We start from the raw sequence: 22034 nt of genomic DNA, 5'->3' as shown, positions 1-22034 counted from the left end.
GGAGGTTGCGGGGATGTACAAGAAAATTGCGTTAGCTACAGATGGTTCTGAGCACTCCAAGAGAGCGGCTGAAAACGCGATTCATATCGCGAAATGCAGCGCTGAGTCTAAGATTGAAGTGATCTACGTGGTCGATCACGACAAAGTCAAGTCTGATGTCCTTAGCAATTGGAATTCAGCCGATATCGGGGACGCACGCCGAAGCCGGATGCGGGAAGTTGAAAAAATGGCGAAAGAATCAGGTGTAGCCTTTGAGATTAAAATTCTCCACGGTGAACCGGGCCCAGTGATTGTGGATTATGTGAATAAAAATAATTTTGAAATCGTTATCATTGGAAGCAGAGGACTTAACACTCTCCAGGAATTTGTTTTAGGTAGTGTCAGTCATAAAGTGGCGAAACGGGTGAAATGTCCTGTTTTAATAGTGAAATAGGGATACAAAAACAGAACGGTCATTGGAAGACCGTTCTGTTTTTAGTTTACTTTAGCAGCCTGTTTGATTAAAAATTCCTGTCTGTCAGGTTTTTTCGCAAGAATCGCACTTACGACCCCGAGGGCTGGGAAGATCATCAATAGAAATAAACTTTCGGTGTAACTCTGGAAGGTATCAAACCCGATTCCGAGCGGCAAAGGCCCAGCCGCAGAACCAATGACCATGACCATCATCGCAACCCCGCTGATACTGCCGAGATATTTTCGTCCAAAGTAATTGGACCAAACGATGTTCAGCGTAATCCGCTCAATTCCGCCGCCAATTCCCCATAATACGGCGAAAAGGATGGCCAACGGTACACTATTAATATGGATTAAGACGAAGAGAATGAGAACTTCCATCATAAAAACAACGACTAGCAGTTTATTAGTCTTTACTTTTTCTAAAATAAAGCCCGAAATAAACGAGATTGGAAAGCCGATGATTGCCATTAAACTCAAAACAGTTGCCGCGAGTTGTGGTGATAATTGATTCTGATCGAAAATGGAGAGTAGGTGGAAGGTGATCCCGGTGTTCACGAGTGCGGGAATGCCGACACAAATTAACACGGCCCAAAAGGTTCTCGTTCTCATCGCTTCCTGTAAAGTCCAATCGCTTTCTTGAACGTAGTTGGTTGTTTTGTTTTTGCTGCCGTTAGGTGCGATGAGCGGTTTGCCGTCTGGGTGCAAGCCAATATCCTCAGGACGATTTCGAACAACGAAAAAGGCAAGCGGTGCAAAAAGAACGATTAGTAATACTCCCCAAACTTGCCAGGTGGTCTGCCAGCTGGTCTGTTGAATGAGCCATGTATTGGCAATGGGAAAAAATGCCGCACCGGCCACTCCTCCTAAAGCTAAAAAGCTCATCGCCCGGCCTCGCTTTTGGATAAACCACTGCGGGACAAGCGTGTTCGGAACCAGGGTCATGCTGCCTTGGCCGAACAGTCTGATAAGAAAGAAGCCGATGGCCAGCATCCACGTATTTACAACCATGCTGTTAAAAAAACAAGCCAATCCAAGCAGTAGGCTGACGATCACGATCATTTTCCTTTGCCCGAGCTTATCGACTAAGCGGCCCATGAAAAACATCAACAGACCAGAACATAAAGTAGCGATCGAATATAAACTGGAAATCTCCGAACGGGTCCAGCCAAAACTTTTTATGTACTCATCAATAAAAATCGAATTCGAATACGTCTGCCCTGGCCCCGAAAAAAAACTCCCCAGCGCAGCCATAACCACAATCACCCAACCATAATAAAACGAATGCCCCTTCCTCACGCCATTACCCAAAGCTAGCCCCCCTCAAAAAGCATCACCTACCCATCATAAAACACCCATTAAATTGAGGCAAGGATGAGACATGGGGACGGTTCTCCGGCTTCTTTTTGACCGTCCGAGACGTTCTCACAGCGTTCTCACAGGGACGGTTCTCCTGCTTCTTTTTGCATAGGGGGAGCACGAGAACCGTCCCTGTGCTTCCTTTTAAAAGTGAAAATGGTTGGTTGCGGCGAAATAAAACCTACCAGGTTACAATTCAAACATAGTAAGTGGTAGAAAGATTGAGGAGAGCTTTCCACTTCTAAGGATGATGGCACTTGTATTACAGACATGCTGTTAATGTAGAACGAAATACATTAAACCGCTCATAAAATAAAGAAGCACTGTGATCTAGATATAGGGGAAATTCCCGTCTAAGCGCAGTGCTTCTTTTAATGTATTTTTACTCAAACAGCAAGCTCTGAAGAAAAGCCTTGTTTAATAAGCAATGCCAACACGTGATTTAATAAAATCGTTGCTATAAATTTGACGGTAGGTAAATTCTGCTGTATCCCCGACGGATATTTCCGATCCTCCCTCGGGCAAGACATCCCGTTCAACACGGTATTGCCCCATTGCGCTGCCATCCGGTAGATAGGTAGGGCAGACTATGGTCCAATCGAGAGTCGACAGTTTCAGGCGGTCGTAAACCTTCTCGTGTTCTTCGGCTGAGCGGGTTGATTTTCTCTTTGACTCGCTTGACTGGTACCGTAGTAGATCTGGGTTGACTCTGCTTTGGAGGATTCCAGCTGTTCCTACAGTAATAATTCTTCGGATTCCTTCTTTTTTCATGGCCTCGATCATTAAGGGAGCGCTTTCTGATAAGGTAGTGGTCCCATCTGTATTTAATGCACTAATCACCACATCAACCCCCTGCATTGCCCTTGCGATATCAGCCTTATCTAAAACATTCCCTTGAATGATGGATAAGTATTTATCGCTGATTTGAATCTTTTCGAGTGTCCGGACTAATACTGTAACTTGATGCTTGTCATTAAGCGCATGAGTAACTATATGTGATCCAACTCGTCCTGTTGCCCCTAGAATTAATATATTCATGGTTGGATGATGAATCCTCCTTTGTGTGGAAGCACGAGAACCGTCCCCATGCTTCTTTATTTACTAAACTCATTTAATCTTTCGTATGTTTCCAGCAGGAAGTTATAGAATAGGACTTCGGTTGGAAGGAGTTTGCGTTGGGTTGGGAAGATGACTCCAACGGTTCGGGTAAGATTGGCATCTGAGATTGGTTTCATGACGGTGGACCGAGGTGTGTTATCGACCAATGTCATTTCTGGCATTAAGGCTACTCCTAACCCTGCCGAGACCAGTCCTTTTAAGGCATCTATATCTTTTCCTTCTAATGCAATTTGTGGGGAAAACCCAGCATCGTTGCACGCTTGTACCACTTGTTCGCGAAAAACAAATCCTTCAGGGAGGACACAGAATGGATCATCCTTTAAGTCCCTTAACCTTATTGATTTTCGATCAGCTAATGGATGATGAAGAGGAATAAGGGCTACTATATTTTCAGTGAAAAGAGTTGCTCCTTTAATTTTTGTTTCTTTTTCATGGTTGGGCATAGGTGCAATCATCGCCAAATTAAATTCACCATTTACCACACCATCAATTAAATCATAATAAAGTGCATTGCTCATTTGAAATTTAGCTTCTGGATATCTGGTACGAAAAGCATATATAATCGAAGGCAGTGTGTGGGCTGCCATGCTAATCGGAAATGCAATTCGAACCGTTCCTTTTTCAGGTTTTAAATGTTCTTCTACTTCTCTTTTTGCATCCTCCATCATGTTCCATATTTGTTTCACCCGTTCATAAAAAATCCTGCCTAGAGGAGTTAATTTTACGCTTCTCCCCTCACGAATAAAAAGTTCTACTCCTAGATCGTTTTCTAAATTGAAAATTTGTCTGCTAACGGAAGATTGGGCTACATGCAAGGCCTCTGCCGCCTCGGTTACATGCTCCCTTTTTGCCACTTCTAGAAAATATTGAATTTGCCTCGTTTCCATGTTTACATCACTCCAACTTTAATGCGTTTTACGCATTGATTTCATCGAAAATCAGCATTGGAACTATTAATTATAAAATTATAAAATAAAAACACATTTAATAAAAGGGAAATTTCTCAAATTTAAATATATTAGGGGCTGAATGGGATGAAAATGCTGGAAAAAGTAGAAGAGAGTCAATTGCAAATCGTAAAGGATTACGTAAATCGCTTATTTAAAAGTGTTCAATTGCGTAATCCAAATGAGGAAGAGTTCCAGCAGGCTGTTAAAGAGGTACTGGATTCCTTAGTACCTGTCCTTGTGAAGAATCCGAACTATATCAAACAAGCAGTCCTTGAAAGAATAGTTGAACCTGAGCGTTTGATTACCTTTAGAGTCCCATGGGTGGATGATCATGGGAATGTCCAAGTCAATCGCGGTTTTCGTGTACAGTTTAATAGTGCGATTGGACCTTATAAGGGGGGACTAAGGTTTCACCCATCTGTTAACGCAAGTATTATTAAATTTCTTGGGTTCGAGCAAATTTTCAAAAACTCCTTAACCGGGCAGCCGATCGGCGGCGGAAAAGGCGGTGCGGATTTTGATCCAAAGGGTAAATCAGATTTAGAAATTATGCGTTTTTGTCAGAGCTTTATGACAGAGCTTAGCAGACATATCGGGCCGGATACGGATGTTCCTGCTGGGGATATCGGGGTAGGAGCTAGAGAGATTGGATACATGTTTGGTCAATATAAAAAATTGAAAAATGCCTACGAAGCAGGTGTTCTAACTGGAAAAGGCATCGGCTACGGAGGGAGTTTAGGACGGAAAGAAGCAACCGGCTACGGATTGGTTTATTTCGTAGAAGAAATGCTTAAGGATAAGGGACTAAGCTTTAAGGGAAGTACAGTCGTCGTTTCTGGTTCAGGAAATGTTTCTATTTATGCAATGGAAAAAGCCATGCAGTTTGGTGCAAAAGTAGTTGCCTGCAGTGATTCAAGCGGCTATGTTTATGATCCAAGTGGAATCAACCTAGAAACGGTTAAGCGTTTAAAAGAAGTAGAGAATCAAAGGATTTCTGAATATGTCCGGGAACATCCGAATGCGATCTATCAAGAAGGCTGTTCAGGAATCTGGACGATTCCATGCGATATTGCTTTACCATGTGCTACGCAAAATGAGATCAATAAGGAAGCAGCAGAAATGTTAGTTTCTAATGGAGTAAAAGCTGTCGGAGAAGGGGCCAATATGCCGTCTACTCTAGATGCGGTTGATACCTTTATCGATCAGAACGTTTTATTTGGACCTGCCAAAGCAGCAAATGCAGGCGGAGTTGCAGTCTCAGCTTTAGAAATGGCGCAAAACAGTGCAAGACTCGCTTGGACACAAGAAGAAGTAGACCTAAAACTACAAGACATCATGAAAGACATCTATCGTAAGAGTATAAAAGCATCAGAAGAATACAACACCCCAGGCAACCTAGTTATCGGTGCAAACATAGCTGGATTCCAAAAAGTAGCCAACGCCATGATCGAACAAGGAGTTATTTAGAAAAATGCATGGGGACGGTTCTTGTGCTTCCTTTTGAAGCAGGGAGAACCGTCTCCATTTGTTTTATTGATTTAGTTGATTGATAGGGTCTTCCTTGATTTTGCCATGGATTCCTTTTAAGAATTGGTGATTATTTTCCTTTTTAATAACAAAAAAACCATTGGAAAAGTCTGCCCCTTCTTGAACGATCTGTTTATCCTCATGATGTTTCTTTAATTAAATTTGCGGGAATTCCTCGCTGATATTCATCCCCGCTATGCTCACTTCGCGCGTCACTTCTACAATGTGGATATCAACACTTTCAAGATTTTCTAAAAGACTGTTATCATGGATTCTTTTAAAATGATAAGTTCAAGTTTCGTTTGGGCAACTTGACCCACGACAATTTGGGTAGCCTCGTTTTTTTCAGCAAACTCGGCGATATGCAGTGAAACCATCCTGTCAATGGAAAGATCAGTTTGAATTTGAACATTATACTTTTCTGTCAGTAATTCGAACATGAGCTTCGTTTGAACTGATTAAAATCTAGTTCATCATATTGCGAGTTTAGAACGTTTAATATGATGCATTCCCCATTAAAAGCACTTGCTAAAAGCTTACCTCCTTGAAGTAGTTTCTCCGAATAATATGGATTGCTAACACAAACGACAATTTCTCCATGTAAATGCACCGACTTTTTTTAGCACGGGGACGGTTCTTGCTTGCGCGCGTTTTCAGGTGCCTAAAAACAAGAACCATATTCCCAATTTAATCCTATTGATGTATATAAAAACCATAACATAGGTAACTAGTTTAAACAAATGATCTTAGTTAATGTAAAGGTTATCTGCCAAAAAAAGAAGCAGTAGAACCGTCCCTGTGTATATAATTGATGTAAACAGTGGCTCCGCCGCTAGATATGGATGCAGCTTGTGTATGATGGCTGGAATATTTTTGACCTCGATGAGATGGAGAGGACAGGAGTGGAGTATAACTGTGTTGGACGGGAGATGGGAGTCGTGGGGAATCGGTATACTGGCAGGAGAGAAGTTGAGATGAGATGAATGAAGGTTACAAGCCGCTAGATACTAGTAAAACGTACTTTATTACAGGTGCAGCCGGATTTATCGGATTCTTTTTATCTAAAAATCTACTGGAGCAGGGCTGCCAGGTGTTGGGAATTGACAATCTAAATGATTACTACGACGTGAAGTTGAAGCATACACGCTTAGAGATGCTGGAGGTATATGAAAAGTTCACGTTTGTGAAAGGTGATATTTCTGATAAGGCTGCGATTATGGGGCTGTTTGAAGAGTATAAACCTGAAATCGTAGTGAATCTTGCTGCCCAGGCTGGTGTGAGGTATTCGATTGAGAATCCAGATGTGTATATGCAAAGTAATGTAATCGGTTTTTATAATATCCTTGAGGCGTGCAGGTGCTATCCTGTCGAGCATCTTGTTTACGCATCTTCCAGCTCTGTTTACGGTGCCAATCAGAAGGTGCCGTTTGAAGAAACTGATTTTGTGAATCATCCGGTCTCACTCTATGCAGCTACTAAAAAGTCCTGTGAACTGATCGCTTATACGTACAGCCATTTGTATAAAATACCAGCTACAGGGCTAAGGTTCTTTACTGTTTATGGACCCTTGGGCAGGCCTGACATGGCTTACTTTGGATTTGCGGAGCGGTACTTTGCGGGTGAGCCGATTCGGATTTTTAACAACGGTGATTTCAAAAATGATCTTTATCGAGATTTTACATATATCGATGACATTGTTGAAGGGATGGCACGCGTGATAGGCAATCCTCCTGCTCGATCTGGAAATGAGTCTGATTTTGAGATTGCGGACGTTCCTCATAAATTGTATAACATCGGAAACAATCGCCCAGAGAAATTGATGGTGTTTGTGGAAACACTGGAAAAAGCCTTAAGCAAGGCACTAGAAAAGGAAGTGTTGTTTGAAAGGATCTTTGAACCAATGAAGCCTGGAGACGTACCGGCAACCTACGCATCTACAGAACTGTTAGAAAAAGAAGTGGGATATAAACCCTCAACCACCATCGAACAAGGATTAACGAAATTTGCCGCATGGTATGTAAAATGGAAGAATGGGTGAAGCATGGGTGAAGCATGGGGACGGTTCTCCTGCTTCCTTTTGGAAAAAGAAAAAGAAGCAGAGAGAACCGTCCCTCTGCTTCACCCTCTGCTTCACCCTCTGCTTCACCTCTGCTTTACAATGACCCTTCAAAGACGATTTCGTTTAGCTCTTTTCGGCCGCTTGGTTTTTCTCTAAGCTGCAGGTCCTCGGGCAGGCTTTCCTTTTCGCCTTGATAGCCAATGGCGAGCAGGGCGTGAATTTCGTATTGCTCGGGAATGTTTAATACTTCTCTTGCAAGCTTCAGATTGATTCCGCCCATGAAATGGGTGACGAGACCTTTGTTGGTTGCTTCTAAAACAAGGTTTGCACTTGCCATCCCTGTGTCAAAAGCATGTGTACGAATCGTTTTTCCGTCTCGTGTTTTCTCGGAAAGAATCAGAGCAAATACAGGTGCTTTCTGACACCATACGAGGTTGCCTGGGAGGATGAACGAATGAAATTTCTTCCGTACTTGCTCGGTACGGGCAATGATAAATTTCCAAGGCTGTAAGTTATTTGCTGAGGCTGCCCATTTAGCAGCTTCAAATAGACTTAATAAAATATCGTTCGGAACCTCTTTTTCTAAAAACGAGCGGGGTGACCATCTATTCGTAAACAAAGGATCAATCGGAAATTCAGTTATTCTAACACTATCTGCTTGATTGACCATACATACCTCCGGAAATTTAGTTTAGATTCGAGATAATAGTATCACGAAAAAAAGGTGTCTGTCACGTCCTGAGGTTTGTCGAATGGGAAGCAGGAGAACCGTCCCTCCGCTTCCACACGGCTGTTCAACATTCTGTCAAAACATTTCTAACAAATTGTGAACTTAACACTATCCCTATGTTACTAATGTTGTTTATGTAATATATTGTAAGTGTAAGGAGCAAGTAAATTAGGAAAGGCGGAATGCCATTATGTTTAATAAAATTTTAAGAGAAAATAATATATCTGCAGCCATTTTAACAATCATTCGTCTATATCTCGGTTACGCTTGGTTCACAGCAGGATGGGGCAAAATCTCAGGAGGCTTCGACGCTTCTGGATACTTGAAAAATGCAGTAGCAAATCCGGTAAAAGGCCCAGACGGTAACTTAGTTTACGGCTGGTACGTTAACTTCTTAGAAAGCTTTGCGTTGCCAAACATTGAATTGTTCAACTTCCTTGTACCTTGGGGCGAAGTATTATTAGGTTTAGGTCTTATGTTAGGATGCTTCACAACAGTGGCCGTTTTCTTTGGGCTAGTTATGAACTTCAGCTTCTTCTTAGCAGGGACCGTTTCTCACAACCCAACAGATATCTTCTTAGGTTTCATCATCCTAGCAGCAGGTTACAACGCAGGACGTTACGGCTTAGATCGCTGGGTGATTCCATTCATTCGCAAAACTATTAAAACATACGTTGGTAAAGATACTGGGAAGGCAGCTGCCTAACTAGAAGGAAAAACGACTCGATATTTGGGTCGTTTTTTTCTGGAAGCAGAGGGACGGTTCTCCTGCTTCCACTTCTTCCTCTGCTCCTCAATATAACAGTGATCCCTGTGGAAATCTCCAAAACTTTGGTCAAAGGAAGCAGGAGAACCGTCCCCGTGCTCACCCCCCGTGCTCACCCTTTTATGAAGCTCTCGACTGCGAAGGCGGATACGCCTAGGGCGGTGGAGTATTTTCCGAGTTTGGAGAAGTGTATTTTTAGGTCTTTTTGGTGATGGGTGAGTGTGTGATTGCTGATGGTGGTCCGGATTGGTTCTTCGATCCATTTTTGGGCTAAGGCCAATCGGTTTCCGATGATGACTTGGTCAGGGTTAAAGGTATTAATAATATTATTAATGCCAAAACCTAGGTACCTGCCAATTTCCTTAAAATGGCCCAGTGCAGTATGATCGCTGCCTTCTGCTAGTTCAACCAGCGTCTCAAGTGATGCGGTATCCACATTAGCCAGCTCCAATAATGCATGTTCAGATGCGTACGCTTCCCAGCATCCTCTGCTGCCGCAACTGCATGGCTTCCCATCCAAGTCAATTACCATATGTCCCATCTCACCAGAAAATCCATTTTTCCCTTGATATAATTCTTTGTTTAAAATAATCCCTACGCCAATTCCAATTCCCGCACTGACATATATGACGTTATCAAAGTCTTGACCCGCGCCAAACTGCTGTTCGCCAATCACCCCGGCATTTGCCTCGTTTTCAATCATGACAGGAACTAGGAATAATTCCTCGAGGTCCTTCTTTAACTGGATGTTGGTCCAGCCTAAATTTGGAGCGAGTAGTACCGTACCTTCTTTGTTAACAATCCCGGGCACGCCCACACCGATTCCAACAATGCCGTACCTGCTACTAGGCATTTCTTCCTTTAGGGACTGAACCATACTTTTCACAATACTCATGATGGAAGGATAGGGAGTTCGTTGTACCACTTGATTTTTTTCAATCACGATCCTACCTTTTAAATCGGTTAAGACACATAATACATAGTTTACCCCGATATCAATTCCGATCGCATAACCGGCTGTTTTATTAAAATGAAGGATCACGGGTCGCCGACCGCCGCTTGATTCTCCAGGTCCTGATTCGAAAATTAGTTCCTCTTCTAATAGTTCATTCACCAGAGAAGAGACGGTTGCCTTGTGTAATCCAGAGCTTTGGGCAATTTCGGCCCTTGAAATTGGCTCTTTTTCGATGATATATTGCAATACGAGGGCTTTGTTGTTCTTTTTAACAATCTGTTGATTCCATGTCATAGTTTCCACTTCGAAAACTCCTTATATCTATTATTGGTTTTATTTTAACATAAACTTAGTTTAATGAATATACAAACATATAACCTGATGTTATAATATACTCAGTTAAGCTCTTTCAGGTTGAAAAATAAATATACAAGGGAAGGAATGGGCGTTATTGAGAAAAGTCCGTTGGGGTGTCATTAGTACTGCAGGTATTGCTCAGACACAAGTCATTCCGGCTATTCTTCGTTCAGACAATGCTGAAATCTTTGGAATTGCCAGCAGAGGTGAGCAAGCTAAAAAAGTGGCCGAGGCATTTTCCATTCCACATTATTATGATTCCTATGAGAAACTGCTAATGAATCCAGAAATTGAAGCCGTTTACATTCCTCTGCCGAATCATTTACATAAGCAATGGGCGATGGAAGCAGCTAAGTATGGCAAACACGTTCTTGTCGAAAAACCAGCTGCTCTGACCGTTGAAGAGACAGAAGAAATGACTGCATTTTGCCGTAAGCGGAATGTGAAATTCATGGAAGCCTTTATGTACCAATTTCATCCGCAGCATCAGCGTGTTAAAGAAATTATATCATCTGGAGAGATTGGTGAAACAAAATTCATGCGGGCAGGTTTTTCTTTTTACATGGAAAATAGAGACGATAATATCCGGATGAAAAAGGAGATGGGAGGCGGCAGTATTTATGATGTCGGCTGTTACGGGATCCATGCAATCCGCAATATCCTTGGATCCGAACCAGTAACCGTTGAGACGTTCGCTGAACTTGATCCACAGACAGGAATTGACGTATCTTCTATTGTTTATATGAAGCTGGAAAATGGAGTCAATTGTGTGGTTGATTGCAGTTTCGAAATGGCTTTTAGACATGATTATGAAATTGTTGGGACAAAAGGCAAAATTACCGTACCGGCTGCCTACCGTCCGGATGTAGTCGGTCATCGGGGTGTGATTCACATTGAATCTGATCAGGGAAATCGGTCAGAAATGCTGGAAGGTGATCAATATAAGCTGCAGATTGAGCATTTTTCAAAAGCGATTATTGACAACCTCGAACCTGCCTATTCAGCAGAAAATATCCTGCAAAATATGCGTGTCATCGAAGCTTGTTACAAATCAATTGAAAAAAGAAGGACCGTAGAGTTAGTCTAAAAAAGAGAGTAGGGGAAGCGGTTGACAAAGAATATGTTTTTTAATGCACATCATTCACCAATTGGAGCATTTTCAAGTTTTACTCTTGGCTTTTACGGAAATGGGGGCGGTCTGGATTTAGAACTAGGCCGTTCACCAAGAACCAATGTTTATGTTGGCGTTGAGTCTTTAGAGCAAGAAGGACTTTACGACGCCCTTCCTTTTTTTGAGACAGCCGACGATGAAAGTAAACGCTACGATATTGAAAATATGGACCCGGATCCTGATAAACCTCGAATCATTCTGCCATTCGCAAAGGATGAAATCGAACGGGATTTCCAATTAGGAACAGATTCCTGGAAGGCAGGGGATTTAACTTTTACCCTGTACACTCAAGCTCAATCGGTACCAGATCCAACTACTGCAGCAGAGGAGGATTTGAAGAAGGCGTTAATTCCGGCTGTTTGGGCAGAGCTAACCGTTGATAATACAAAAGGGGCGAAAAGTCGCCGTGCTTTCTTTGGCTATCAGGGAAGTGATCCATATAGTTCCATGCGCCGTTTAGATGATACGTGTGATGGGATTGCCGGTATTGGACAGGGACGGTTAACAGGTATTGCAACGAATGATCCTGAAGTGAAATCAGCCTTACACTTTAGTTTGGAAAATATTTTAACGACTCCTTTTGAAGAGAACTGGACTTTCGGGTTAGGACCTATCGGTGCCCTTGTGATGGATGTCCCTGCAGGTGAAAAACGTACGTATAAATTTGCAGTTTGCTTCCATCGCGGCGGCTATGTTACCGCTGGAATGGATGCTTCCTATCTTTATACGAGATACTTCCGTAATCTTGAATCAGTAGCGGCATATGCCTTGGAAAACTTTAATGAGTTTACCGGCCGGGCGAAGGAAGCAAACAGCTTAGTGGCAGAAGCCCGCTTATCGGAAGATCAAAAGTTTATGATGATTCATTCAATTCGTAGTTATTATGGCTGTACGCAATTGCTAGATGTAGACGGCGAACCTTTCTGGGTCGTGAATGAAGGCGAATATCGGATGATGAACACGTTTGACCTGACAGTCGATCAGATTTTCTTTGAGTTAAAAATGAACCCCTGGACGGTTAAAAATGAGCTGGATATGTTTGTAAGCCGCTTTAGCTATGAAGATAAAGTTCGTTTTCCTGGGGATGAGACTGAATATCCAGGTGGAATTAGTTTTACCCACGATATGGGTGTCGCTAACACGATTTCACGTCCACATTATTCCTCCTATGAACTATACGGTTTGGATGGCTGTTTCTCACATATGACGTACGAACAGCTCGTCAACTGGGTGTTATGTGCCTCCGTTTATGTAGAGCAAACCGGTGATCAGCAGTGGTTAAAGAAGAATGTAGTTGTGTTCGTTCGCTGTTTTGAGAGTATGTTAAACCGTGACCATCCTATCGCCGAGCAGCGTGATGGAATTATGGGACTTGATTCAACCCGTGTAATGGGCGGGGCTGAAATCACAACCTATGACAGCTTGGATGTTTCGCTGGGACAGGCAAGAAACAATATCTATTTAGCAGGCAAGACATGGGCGTCCTATGTTGCCTTAGAAAAGCTGTTTAAAGAAAACGGTCTGGGCGATCTGTCGGAGCAAGCTGGTGTGCAGGCTGAAAAATGTGCTGCCACGATTGTATCCCATGTCACCCCTGACGGATATATTCCGGCTGTCATTAAGGAAGGCAATGATTCTAAAATTATCCCTGCGATAGAGGGACTAATTTTCCCGTATTATACAAACAATCAGGACGCGCTTGATCCCAATGGCCGTTTTGGTGCTTATATTCAAGTGTTGAAAAAGCATTTGGAGACGGTTTTAACGGACAGTGTTTGCTTGTTTGAAGATGGCGGCTGGAAGATTTCGTCTACGAGTAATAACTCCTGGTTAAGTAAAATCTACCTCTGTCAGTTTATCACTCGTGAAATTCTTGGCTGGGAATGGGATGAAAAAGGAGCGAAGGCAGACGCTGCTCATGTTGCTTGGTTGACCCATCCAACTTTGTCAGTATGGAGCTGGAGCGATCAAATTATTTCTGGTGAAATTGCCGGAAGTAAGTACTATCCACGTGGGGTTACAAGTATCCTGTGGCTTGAGGAAAGCAGAAAGTCAGCACCTGTTTTTACATCAGCTCAGCAGGTTTAATAGAAGGTTAAAGACTGTCTGGTTACTCTAGGCAGTCTTTTTTTAAAAAACTTTGTTTATTCGATAGACAAATAGAATTCCCGATGCTATAATTTGATTAAATAAGGGTAACAGATTGATAGATTTTGTAAGCATTTACATGGTTTATCTGTAGCCTTAAAACCTACTAGGAGGAATAACCTCATGGCTTATTTCGATACTGTTAACAAAATCAAATTTGAAGGTGCTTCGTCTAAAAATCCATTTGCATTTAAGTATTATAACCCTGAAGAATTAATCAATGGCAAAACAATGGAAGAGATCCTTCGTTTCTCTGTTACATACTGGCACACGTTCACGGCTGATGGAACAGATCCATTCGGTGCAGGTACAGCGATTCGCCCGTGGAATCACCTGCAAGGTTTAGATTTAGCAAAGGCGCGTGTGGAAGCGGCGTTTGAGCTTTTTGAAAAATTAGATGTTCCTTACTTTGCTTTCCATGATGTCGATATTGCACCAGAGGGCAGTACTCTTGCTGAATCTAATAGAAACCAAGATATTATTGTTGATATGATTAAAGAATATATGAAAACGAGCAAAACGAAGCTCCTTTGGAATACAGCTAATATGTTCACGAACCCAAGATATGTACATGGTGCGGCAACTTCTCCAAACGCAGATGTCTTCGCCTATTCCGCAGCGAAGGTGAAAAAGGGCTTAGAAGTAGCAAAAGAACTTGGTGCTGAGAACTATGTATTCTGGGGCGGCCGTGAAGGGTATGAAACGCTTCTTAATACCGATATGAAGCTCGAGCAAGACAACTTAGCGCGATTCTTCCATATGGCGGTTGCGTATGCAAAGGAAATTGACCTAAACGTTCCATTCCTAATTGAGCCAAAACCAAAAGAGCCAACGAAGCACCAATACGATTTTGACGTCGCTACTGGTCTAGCATTCTTGCAAAAATATGACTTAACAGACTATTTCAAGTTTAATATCGAAGCGAACCATGCCACTTTAGCAGGTCATACGTTTGAGCATGAATTAAGAACAGCACGTATTAACGGTATGCTTGGTTCTGTCGATGCGAACCAAGGTGATACACTGCTTGGCTGGGATACAGATGAATTCCCAACTGATTTATATTCAAATACCTTAGCCATGTATGAAATTTTGAAAAATGACGGCTTAGGCAGCGGCGGCTTAAACTTTGATGCAAAGGTTAGAAGAGGTTCATTCGAAGCTGACGACCTGTTCCATGCACATATCGCTGGGATGGATGCCTTTGCAGTCGGTCTAAAGGTGGCAAACAAGCTAATTGAAGACAAAGCACTTGATAGCTTTATCGAAGACCGCTACAGCAGCTATACAAAAGGAATTGGCCTGGACATCGTCGAAGGAAAAACAAACTTCCGCGAGCTTGAAACATATGCCCTTCAATTAACAGAAATCAAAAACACATCTGGCAGAACAGAGCGACTAAAAGCGGTGATCAATCAATATTTACTAGAGACACTATCAAGTGTGACCGTTTAATAAGCGCGGAGCTACTGGATCAAGTTGCTATTTAACATACGAAAAAGTGCTGGCGGTTTGTGACTCCAGCACTTTTTTTAAAAAAGGGTGATCAGGATGAAATATGTGATTGGTGTTGACCTTGGGACGAGTGCGGTAAAAATTCTACTCGTAAATCAGAATGGTGAGGTATGTCGGGAAGTTTCGAAGTCCTACCCTCTTATCATTGAAAAATCAGGGTATAGTGAACAAAATCCAGAAGAATGGGTGGAAAAAACAACGGCTGGATTAGCAGAGTTGGTTGCCGGTTTTGATGGGGATGTTCATGATATCGAGGGCATCAGCTTTTCGGGGCAGATGCATGGTCTAGTTTTATTAGATGGGGACAATCAAGTATTGAGGAATGCGATTTTGTGGAATGACACGCGAACCACGAGGCAGTGTCAGGAAATCTACGAGGTGGCTGGCAGGGAGCGCCTATTAGAAATCACAAAAAACCCAGCGTTAGAGGGTTTCACTTTGCCGAAAATTCTCTGGGTAAAAGAACAGGAGCCGGAAGTGTTTGAACGGGCAAGTGTGTTTATGATCCCAAAGGATTATTTGCGTTACCGTCTTACCGGAGAAATCCACATGGAGTACTCCGATGCTGCAGGAACTTTGTTGTTAAATGTGGCTGAGCGGGAGTGGAGTGGTGAGTTGTTGGGCTTGTTCGGCCTTTCGGCTGAGTTTTGCCCGCCGTTGGTAGAGTCACATGCGCTGGTGGGAACTTTGTCAGCTGGATTTGCAACAAAAACTGGTTTATCTGAAGCGGTTAAGGTGTTTGCGGGTGGAGCGGATAATGCCTGTGGTGCGATCGGTTCAGGGATTTTGTCTGAAGGTAAAACGTTATGCAGCATTGGTACCTCTGGTGTCGTGCTTTCCTATGAAAAAAGAAATGATCTTGATTTTGCCGGTAAGGTTCACTACTTTAATCACAGTGAAGAAAATGCTTACTATACGATGGGGGTCACGCTCGCTGCCGGTTATAGTTTAAGCTGGTTTAAGGATACATTTGCTGGCGAGGAAGAGTTTGTTGAGTTTTTAACTGGTGTGGATGAAGTGCCTGTTGGCAGCAATGGGTTATTATTTACCCCTTATATTGTTGGGGAAAGAACGCCGCATGCTGATGCTGCGATTCGCGGCAGTTTTATTGGTGTTGATGCGGCGCATGAACGCAAGCATTTTGTTCGTGCTGTCCTTGAGGGGATTACCTACTCGTTAAATGAATCGCTTGAGGTTTTTAGAAGCAGCGGGAAAACAATCGATTCGATCGTGTCAATCGGAGGCGGTGCCAAAAACGATACATGGCTGCAAATGCAGGCGGATATTTTCAATGCGAGGATTGAAAAATTGTCGAGCGAACAAGGCCCTGGAATGGGTGCGGCTATGCTGGCAGCTTACGGCTGCGGCTGGTACCCGTCACTGAAGGAATGCGCAGAGGTCTTTATCGAAACAGCGAAAACCTATGAGCCGATTCCAAAAAATGTGGAAGCCTATCAGAAGCTTTTTGCAATTTACCAGCAGGTTTACGCACAAACAAAGGAATTGAACGAGCAATTAAGAGAATTTAGGAAGTAAATAGAAGAGGTCGTCATATCCTGATTTTTTAGGAAAACTCTTATATATCAGAAAAAAGTTGATCTTTTTCCGAAAAAATCATAGAAATATCGGAAAAATTTTTATCCGGAAAAATCATAAAGAAAAAACCGTTTTTATCAGGAAACCCCATAGCAAGTAACCTAATTACCAAAAATAGAAGCCACCCAGTTATTCTGACTTGGCGGCTTTCATTTTTTTTAATATGATCATGTAATAAAGGAGGGAAGCGGCAGTGAAACTTGAAAAAGAACAGAAACTTTTATTTATAGGGGATTCTATAACAGATTGTGAGCGAGCCAAACCAGAAGGGGAAGGCTTGTTTGGTGCACTTGGCAAAGGATATGTTTCCTATGTCGATGGGCTGCTGCAGGCTGTTTACCCAGGTCTCGGAATTCGGGTGGTAAATAAGGGAATTGGAGGCCACACCGTTCGCGACTTAAAGCATAGATGGCAGGAGGATGTCATTGCTCAAAATCCAGATTGGCTGGTAGTTATGATTGGAATCAACGATGTGTGGCGCCAATACGACACACCGTTCATTAAAGAATGGCATGTATACCTTGATGAATACGAGGAAACACTTAGAGAGCTTGTCGTGGAAACCAAGCCTTTTGTGAAGGAAATGGTATTGATGACACCATTTTACTTGGAAAGCAACGAGCAAGATCCGATGCGGCGGACCATGGATCAATACGGTCAAGTTGTGAAAAAAATCGCAGAAGAAAACAACTGCCTATTCGTTGATACACAAGCAGCCTTCAACATAGTCCTAAAAGACCTCTATTCCGCAACACTCGCCTGGGACCGTGTCCACCCCACAACAGCCGGACACATGACCCTCACCCGGGCATTCTTAAAAGAAATCGGATTCGAATGGTGATGCAGAGGGACGGTTCTTCCGCTTCAATTACGTTAAGGAAAGGGGTTCAAAAAAATGAATTATCGTGAACTGGGTAATATCGGAATGATGGTTAGTGAGGTTAGCTTTGGAACTTGGGCGATTGGCGGTTCATGGGGTAAAACTAGTGATGCCGAAGCCTTGAAATCTCTGGAGTTTGCAATCGATCAAGGAGTTAACTTTTTCGATACAGCGGATGTTTATGGGGACGGCCATAGCGAAGAGCTGCTGGCCAAGGCGACAAAGGGCAAGGAAGACAAGATACATATTGCTACAAAGTTTTGCCGTAAGGGTGATATCTTCGACCCGAATAATTACAGCTATGAAACCGTCAGTGCTTATTGCGAAGACAGCCTGCGCCGCTTAAACCGTGAGACGATTGATTTGTATCAGATCCATTGCCCGGCGACAGAAATCCTAAGAAATGGCAGTGTGTTTGAGGTGTTGGATCGTCTGAAGCAAGAAGGAAAGATCCGCCATTATGGAGTCAGTGTGGAAACGGCCGAAGAGGGCTTGATTTGTTTGCAGTATCCTAATGTGAAAAGCCTGCAAATTATTTTTAATCTATTCCGCCAGAAGCCTCTGGAAAAGCTGATCCCGGAAGCTTATGGGAAAGGTGTCGGGCTTCTTGTTCGACTGCCGCTTGCCAGCGGGTTATTGACTGGTAAATTTACTTCAGAACATGTTTTTGAAGAGGATGACCACCGCCGCTTTAACGAAAATGGCGAGTCGTTTAATGTGGGTGAAACATTTGCCGGTTTGGGCTTCCGTAAAGGTGTAGAACTTGCGGATCAACTAAAGTGGATTGCAGAAGGCCGAGGGTCGATGGCTAGTGCCGCACTTCGCTGGATTTTAGACCAAAAAGAAATTACCTGCATTATTCCTGGCTTTAAAAATGTTAAGCAGGTGGAGGATAATCTTTCAGCCCTCCATACTAAATCATTTTCTGAGGAAGAAAAACAGGAAATTGAACGGTTTTATCAGGAATCTGTGAAGGACTTTATTAGAGGACCATATTAAGCGTTTATGAACGAGACGATCAATGGGCGTCTCGTTCTTTGTCATCAAATGAAGAAAAGGAGCTAATAACATGATAAATGAAATTCTTACCACGAAAAAAGCAGTAGCAATTACCTTCGATGATGGACCGAATCCACTTTACACACCGCAAGTACTTGAAATTTTTTCGAAAAAAAACGGAAAAGCAACGTTCTTTATGATTGGTGAGCAAATCGAGAAAAATCCTGAGCTTGTAAAAAAAGCAGCGGAACTCGGTCATGAAATAGGAAATCATACATACACACACCCGAAGTTATCGCAGTTAAGCCTGGAAGCATGCTTCGAGGAAATTGAGAGAACTGAGAGATTAATAGAGAAGTTAGCTGGGCAAAAGCCGGTTGTTTTTCGGCCTCCGTACCTTGATTATGGTCCGGACACTCTTACCGTTATCGAACAGAAGGGATACCCTATGATTGGTGCCCTTAATATGGAGGCGAGGGACTGGGAGAAGCCTGGGGTGGAGCATATTTTAGAAGTTTCAAGAAGCTGTGTTAAGAATGGCACCATCCTGCTTTTTCATGATGGTTATGGCGACCGTACCCAAACGATTGAGGCAGTAAGGGTACTTGTTTCGGAGTTAACCCTACAAGGCTATCAACTTGTTACCGTGACCGAGCTATTAAACGTTCGAAACAGCTCGTGAGCAGGAGAATCGTCCCTGTGCGACTTTTCTCTATTTTGAAATAATTTTGTTAACGGTTTCGGTAAAATGAGGTATAGTATAAAAAACATCCTATGATAGAGAAGGGCGATTACAAATGTTCTCGAGACTAAAAAAATGGAACACCTTACGAAATCAAATTCTCGTTGTATTTCTAGTTGTCATGCTCTTGGTTTTATCGATTGTCGGTATAATAACATTTAATAAAGTATCTACTTTATTAAAAAACAATGCAGAAAAACAAATCTACCAGACAGCCGTTGAGGCAAATGGAAGATTAGAATCTTTATATAAACAAATTGGCACGGCCTCTAAGCTAGTAATGACAAATTATAATATTCAACGGGCATTGTCGAAGAGCTATGAAGGAGAAGAAATACCCTTTATGGACCGTCAGGAATTAGGGGGAATTGTGAATACCATTCAAGCGAATACGGATGGGATCTTCTCTTTTGAGCTGTATGACAATCATATGAATCGGATTCTGCCATTAGATAATACGAATTTAATTACTAGAATTGATGGGAAGTGGATTCAAAGATCTGATCAAGCGAGCGGCGGGTTGGTTTGGATGGGCGATGACCCGAGTAATTCGGATAATATCCTCGCCCTAAGACGGATAAATCTGATGAATCATAACTATTCGAGCGGCGGTTACTTGCTTATTAGTATTTATAAAAATTACTTTCAGTTTGCTGACCAAAGTAACCCAATTGAGAATCAGTATTCGATTTTATTAGATACCGATTTGAGGCCGATTTTATCAAACTATAATCAGTCTCTCGAGCCTATTATTAAAAATGAAACTCCTACGCTCCTATTAAACCAGCAGGAGTACATGGTAACAAGACAAACTTCCTATGAAACTGGCTGGAGTCTAATCATTTTAACTCCGATTAAAGCTCTGACAGAGGGAGTTAGTGTCCTCAGGGCGGGAATTATTCTTTCTGGAATTATTGGATTTATTATCTTTTTTATCAGTACGCTATTTCTATCAACCTATATTACTAGACCAATCATTAAATTGACGGAAACGATGCAGCAGGCGAGTGCCGGTTCCTTAACGATGAATCCAAATGTAACCACGGTTAATGAGATCAATAAATTAAACAGTACCTATAACCAGCTCGTGAAGGAAACCAATCACTTAATCAAAATGGTTTATGAAAAAGAAATTACTCGAAGCCGCAGTGAGTTGAAAGCCCTGCAGGCTCAAATTAATCCGCACTTTCTTTTTAATACGTTAGACGCCCTTCGGTGGGCATTAGAGGATAAGGATGAGGAAGATTTAGCTGAGTTTGTCGTTAGCATGTCTGAGTTATTCCGCTACACGATTACGAAACAGACGGATGGAGATTGGGTCACGATTAAAGAGGAAATGCACCATATTGAAAATTATATGGAGATTATCAAAATGCGTTTCGGTGATCATTTAAAATGGAAGCTAAACTTGCCAGCTGAATGGGAGGGTGTGAAAATCCCCAAGCTGTTGATTCAACCGTTAGTGGAAAACGCTGTCCTGCATGGGGCGGGGAATACGTCGAAAGCATGTACGATATCGGTTTCGATTCTATCCCCGGTCGACCCTGATTACCTGCAGATTGTGATTGCAGATGATGGCCCGGGAATCAGCGAAGAGAAACTCGACTCGATTAGACAAGTGATGTTATCAGGTGAAGTTATTTCAGAAAATAACGGAAATGGGATGGCGATTTCCAATGTTCACAAGCGCCTAGAATTATACTACCATGATCGTTTAAAAAGTGGACTGGCCATTATGAGTGAAGTAAACAGGGGTACGTCAGTTTCTTTTGTCATACCTGTGAATGGGAGGGGTAACGATGTTGAATACAAAGACGCTTTTGATCGTAGATGATGAACCAAGAACCCGCCAAGGGCTAAATAAAATACTAGATACATGGGCAAATGGAAACTATCAAATTTTTACCGCTGCAAATGGTGAAGAAGCGATTGAACGGATGAAGCAGCACAAGGTTCATATCTTGATCACAGACATTCGGATGCCAGAAATAACGGGCTTACAATTATTGAAAATCGCAAAAGAGCAGGGAATCCAGCCCGTTATCATTGTAATTTCGGCCTATTCTGAGTTTGAATATGCCCAAGAAGCCCTTCGTTTAGGGGTTATTAACTATTTGTTAAAGCCGATAAGCAAAAAGGTGTTAATAGAGGCTGTTGAAGCAGCTGTACAGGAGGTTGAAAAGCAAGAGCGGGCAGGCATGATTGAAAAAGTGGTCGATACCAAACTGGTTCAGGCAGGCACGCAAAATCCTTCGAATCGTGAACCGATCCGGGAAGCAATCGAGTATATCAACCTAAATTTAAAGAATGAGCTCACCCAGAAGGAAGTGGCCGACCATGTTCACTTAAATCCTAGCTATCTGAGTGTCCTCTTTAAAGACCACGTCAAGCTTACCTTTAGTGAGTACATCACAAGACGGAGGATCCAGCGTGCGAAGGAACTGCTGATCGCCACGAATCTTCCCATTAACGATATCGCCGAAGAATCAGGGTATAAAACGGCTAAATATTTTATTAAGATTTTCAAAGAATTGGAAGGTGTGACACCGAGCGCATACCGAAAAAACAACAATGAAAGGGCTTTCTAAAAATAGTAGTATTTTTCCTAATCGTTGTGACCTATTATTAAGAACTCCGTGAAGGTAGACTAAAAGAGTAATAAAAAACTAGATAAGGGTCATAGGGGGAATTCAAATTGTTTAAAAAGA

Annotated in this window: 19 protein-coding genes; 13 read left to right on the top strand and 6 right to left on the bottom strand. The window is 42.4% G+C overall.

All coding sequences use genetic code 11. The features are described 5' to 3' along the window. Positions 1–13: 13 nt before the first annotated feature. Positions 14–433: a universal stress protein gene (locus BTR25_RS11195; protein WP_075688152.1), complete on the top strand. Its 420-nt coding sequence runs from the start codon at positions 14–16 to the stop codon at positions 431–433. A 41-nt stretch (positions 434–474) separates the two neighbouring features. Here BTR25_RS11195 and BTR25_RS11190 read toward each other — a convergent pair whose 3' ends face one another. The 3 genes from BTR25_RS11190 to gltC form a co-directional block, all read right to left on the bottom strand. Beyond that, positions 475–1764: an MFS transporter gene (locus BTR25_RS11190; RefSeq protein WP_254842679.1), complete on the bottom strand. Its 1290-nt coding sequence runs from the start codon at positions 1762–1764 to the stop codon at positions 475–477. 465 nt (positions 1765–2229) lie between these two features. Further along, entirely contained in the window at positions 2230–2850 is a 621-nt protein-coding gene (locus tag BTR25_RS11185) for an NAD(P)-dependent oxidoreductase (RefSeq protein ID WP_075688151.1), read from the bottom strand. Positions 2851–2906: 56 nt separating this feature from the next. Continuing rightward, the gene (gene gltC, locus BTR25_RS11180) at positions 2907–3818 is read right to left on the bottom strand and encodes a glutamate biosynthesis transcriptional regulator GltC (RefSeq protein ID WP_075688150.1); all 912 of its coding nucleotides are present in this window, start codon (positions 3816–3818) and stop codon (positions 2907–2909) included. Between the two features lie 147 nt (positions 3819–3965). On the opposite strand from gltC, the gene gdhA reads away from it, so the two are divergent. Further along, entirely contained in the window at positions 3966–5348 is a 1383-nt protein-coding gene (gene gdhA, locus BTR25_RS11175) for an NADP-specific glutamate dehydrogenase (protein WP_075688149.1), read from the top strand. Positions 5349–5659: 311 nt separating this feature from the next. Here gdhA and BTR25_RS11170 read toward each other — a convergent pair whose 3' ends face one another. Next, positions 5660–5848 carry a hypothetical protein gene (locus tag BTR25_RS11170; RefSeq protein ID WP_075688148.1) on the bottom strand — a complete coding sequence of 63 codons (189 nt, stop codon included), beginning with the start codon at positions 5846–5848 and terminating at the stop codon, positions 5660–5662. A 539-nt stretch (positions 5849–6387) separates the two neighbouring features. Here BTR25_RS11170 and BTR25_RS11165 point away from each other — a divergent pair. After that, positions 6388–7446: a GDP-mannose 4,6-dehydratase gene (locus BTR25_RS11165; protein WP_075688147.1), complete on the top strand. Its 1059-nt coding sequence runs from the start codon at positions 6388–6390 to the stop codon at positions 7444–7446. A 115-nt stretch (positions 7447–7561) separates the two neighbouring features. Here the strand turns inward: BTR25_RS11165 and BTR25_RS11160 are convergent, their stop codons facing one another. Continuing rightward, positions 7562–8137 carry a nitroreductase family protein gene (locus BTR25_RS11160; RefSeq protein WP_075688146.1) on the bottom strand — a complete coding sequence of 192 codons (576 nt, stop codon included), beginning with the start codon at positions 8135–8137 and terminating at the stop codon, positions 7562–7564. A 250-nt stretch (positions 8138–8387) separates the two neighbouring features. On the opposite strand from BTR25_RS11160, the gene BTR25_RS11155 reads away from it, so the two are divergent. Beyond that, complete coding sequence (locus BTR25_RS11155) at positions 8388–8903, top strand: DoxX family membrane protein (protein WP_075688145.1); 516 nt, start codon at positions 8388–8390, stop codon at positions 8901–8903. A 172-nt stretch (positions 8904–9075) separates the two neighbouring features. On the opposite strand, the gene BTR25_RS11150 is transcribed toward BTR25_RS11155, so the two are convergent. Continuing rightward, positions 9076–10212, bottom strand: coding sequence for an ROK family protein (locus tag BTR25_RS11150; RefSeq protein ID WP_075688226.1), 1137 nt, complete (start codon positions 10210–10212; stop codon positions 9076–9078). A gap of 157 nt (positions 10213–10369) precedes the next feature. On the opposite strand from BTR25_RS11150, the gene BTR25_RS11145 reads away from it, so the two are divergent. The 9 genes from BTR25_RS11145 (at position 10370) to BTR25_RS11105 (ending at position 21914) form a co-directional block, all read left to right on the top strand. Continuing rightward, positions 10370–11362: a Gfo/Idh/MocA family protein gene (locus tag BTR25_RS11145; protein ID WP_075688144.1), complete on the top strand. Its 993-nt coding sequence runs from the start codon at positions 10370–10372 to the stop codon at positions 11360–11362. A gap of 21 nt (positions 11363–11383) precedes the next feature. Then, positions 11384–13534 (top strand): glycoside hydrolase family 52 protein, encoded by a 2151-nt coding sequence (locus tag BTR25_RS11140; RefSeq protein ID WP_139311218.1) that lies wholly within the window; start codon positions 11384–11386, stop codon positions 13532–13534. Between the two features lie 183 nt (positions 13535–13717). Then, the gene (gene xylA / locus BTR25_RS11135; RefSeq protein WP_075688143.1) at positions 13718–15049 is read left to right on the top strand and encodes a xylose isomerase; all 1332 of its coding nucleotides are present in this window, start codon (positions 13718–13720) and stop codon (positions 15047–15049) included. Between the two features lie 96 nt (positions 15050–15145). Then, complete coding sequence (xylB, locus tag BTR25_RS11130) at positions 15146–16645, top strand: xylulokinase (protein WP_075688142.1); 1500 nt, start codon at positions 15146–15148, stop codon at positions 16643–16645. A 253-nt stretch (positions 16646–16898) separates the two neighbouring features. After that, positions 16899–17546, top strand: coding sequence for an SGNH/GDSL hydrolase family protein (locus tag BTR25_RS11125; protein WP_075688141.1), 648 nt, complete (start codon positions 16899–16901; stop codon positions 17544–17546). A gap of 54 nt (positions 17547–17600) precedes the next feature. Next, positions 17601–18584, top strand: a complete 984-nt coding sequence (locus BTR25_RS11120) for an aldo/keto reductase (RefSeq protein ID WP_075688140.1) — start codon at positions 17601–17603, stop codon at positions 18582–18584. 70 nt (positions 18585–18654) lie between these two features. Next, positions 18655–19266 (top strand): polysaccharide deacetylase family protein, encoded by a 612-nt coding sequence (locus tag BTR25_RS11115; protein WP_075688139.1) that lies wholly within the window; start codon positions 18655–18657, stop codon positions 19264–19266. A 115-nt stretch (positions 19267–19381) separates the two neighbouring features. Continuing rightward, positions 19382–21160 (top strand): sensor histidine kinase, encoded by a 1779-nt coding sequence (locus tag BTR25_RS11110; RefSeq protein ID WP_075688138.1) that lies wholly within the window; start codon positions 19382–19384, stop codon positions 21158–21160. Further along, complete coding sequence (locus BTR25_RS11105; RefSeq protein ID WP_139311221.1) at positions 21129–21914, top strand: response regulator transcription factor; 786 nt, start codon at positions 21129–21131, stop codon at positions 21912–21914. The genes BTR25_RS11110 and BTR25_RS11105 overlap by 32 nt, the downstream gene beginning before the upstream one ends. Positions 21915–22034: the final 120 nt, after the last annotated feature.

It is taken from the genome of Bacillus sp. MRMR6 (genome assembly GCF_001940785.1).
In the GTDB taxonomy this organism is placed as follows: domain Bacteria; phylum Bacillota; class Bacilli; order Bacillales; family Cytobacillaceae; genus Neobacillus.
This window is presented reverse-complemented; position numbering and strand designations above follow the sequence as displayed.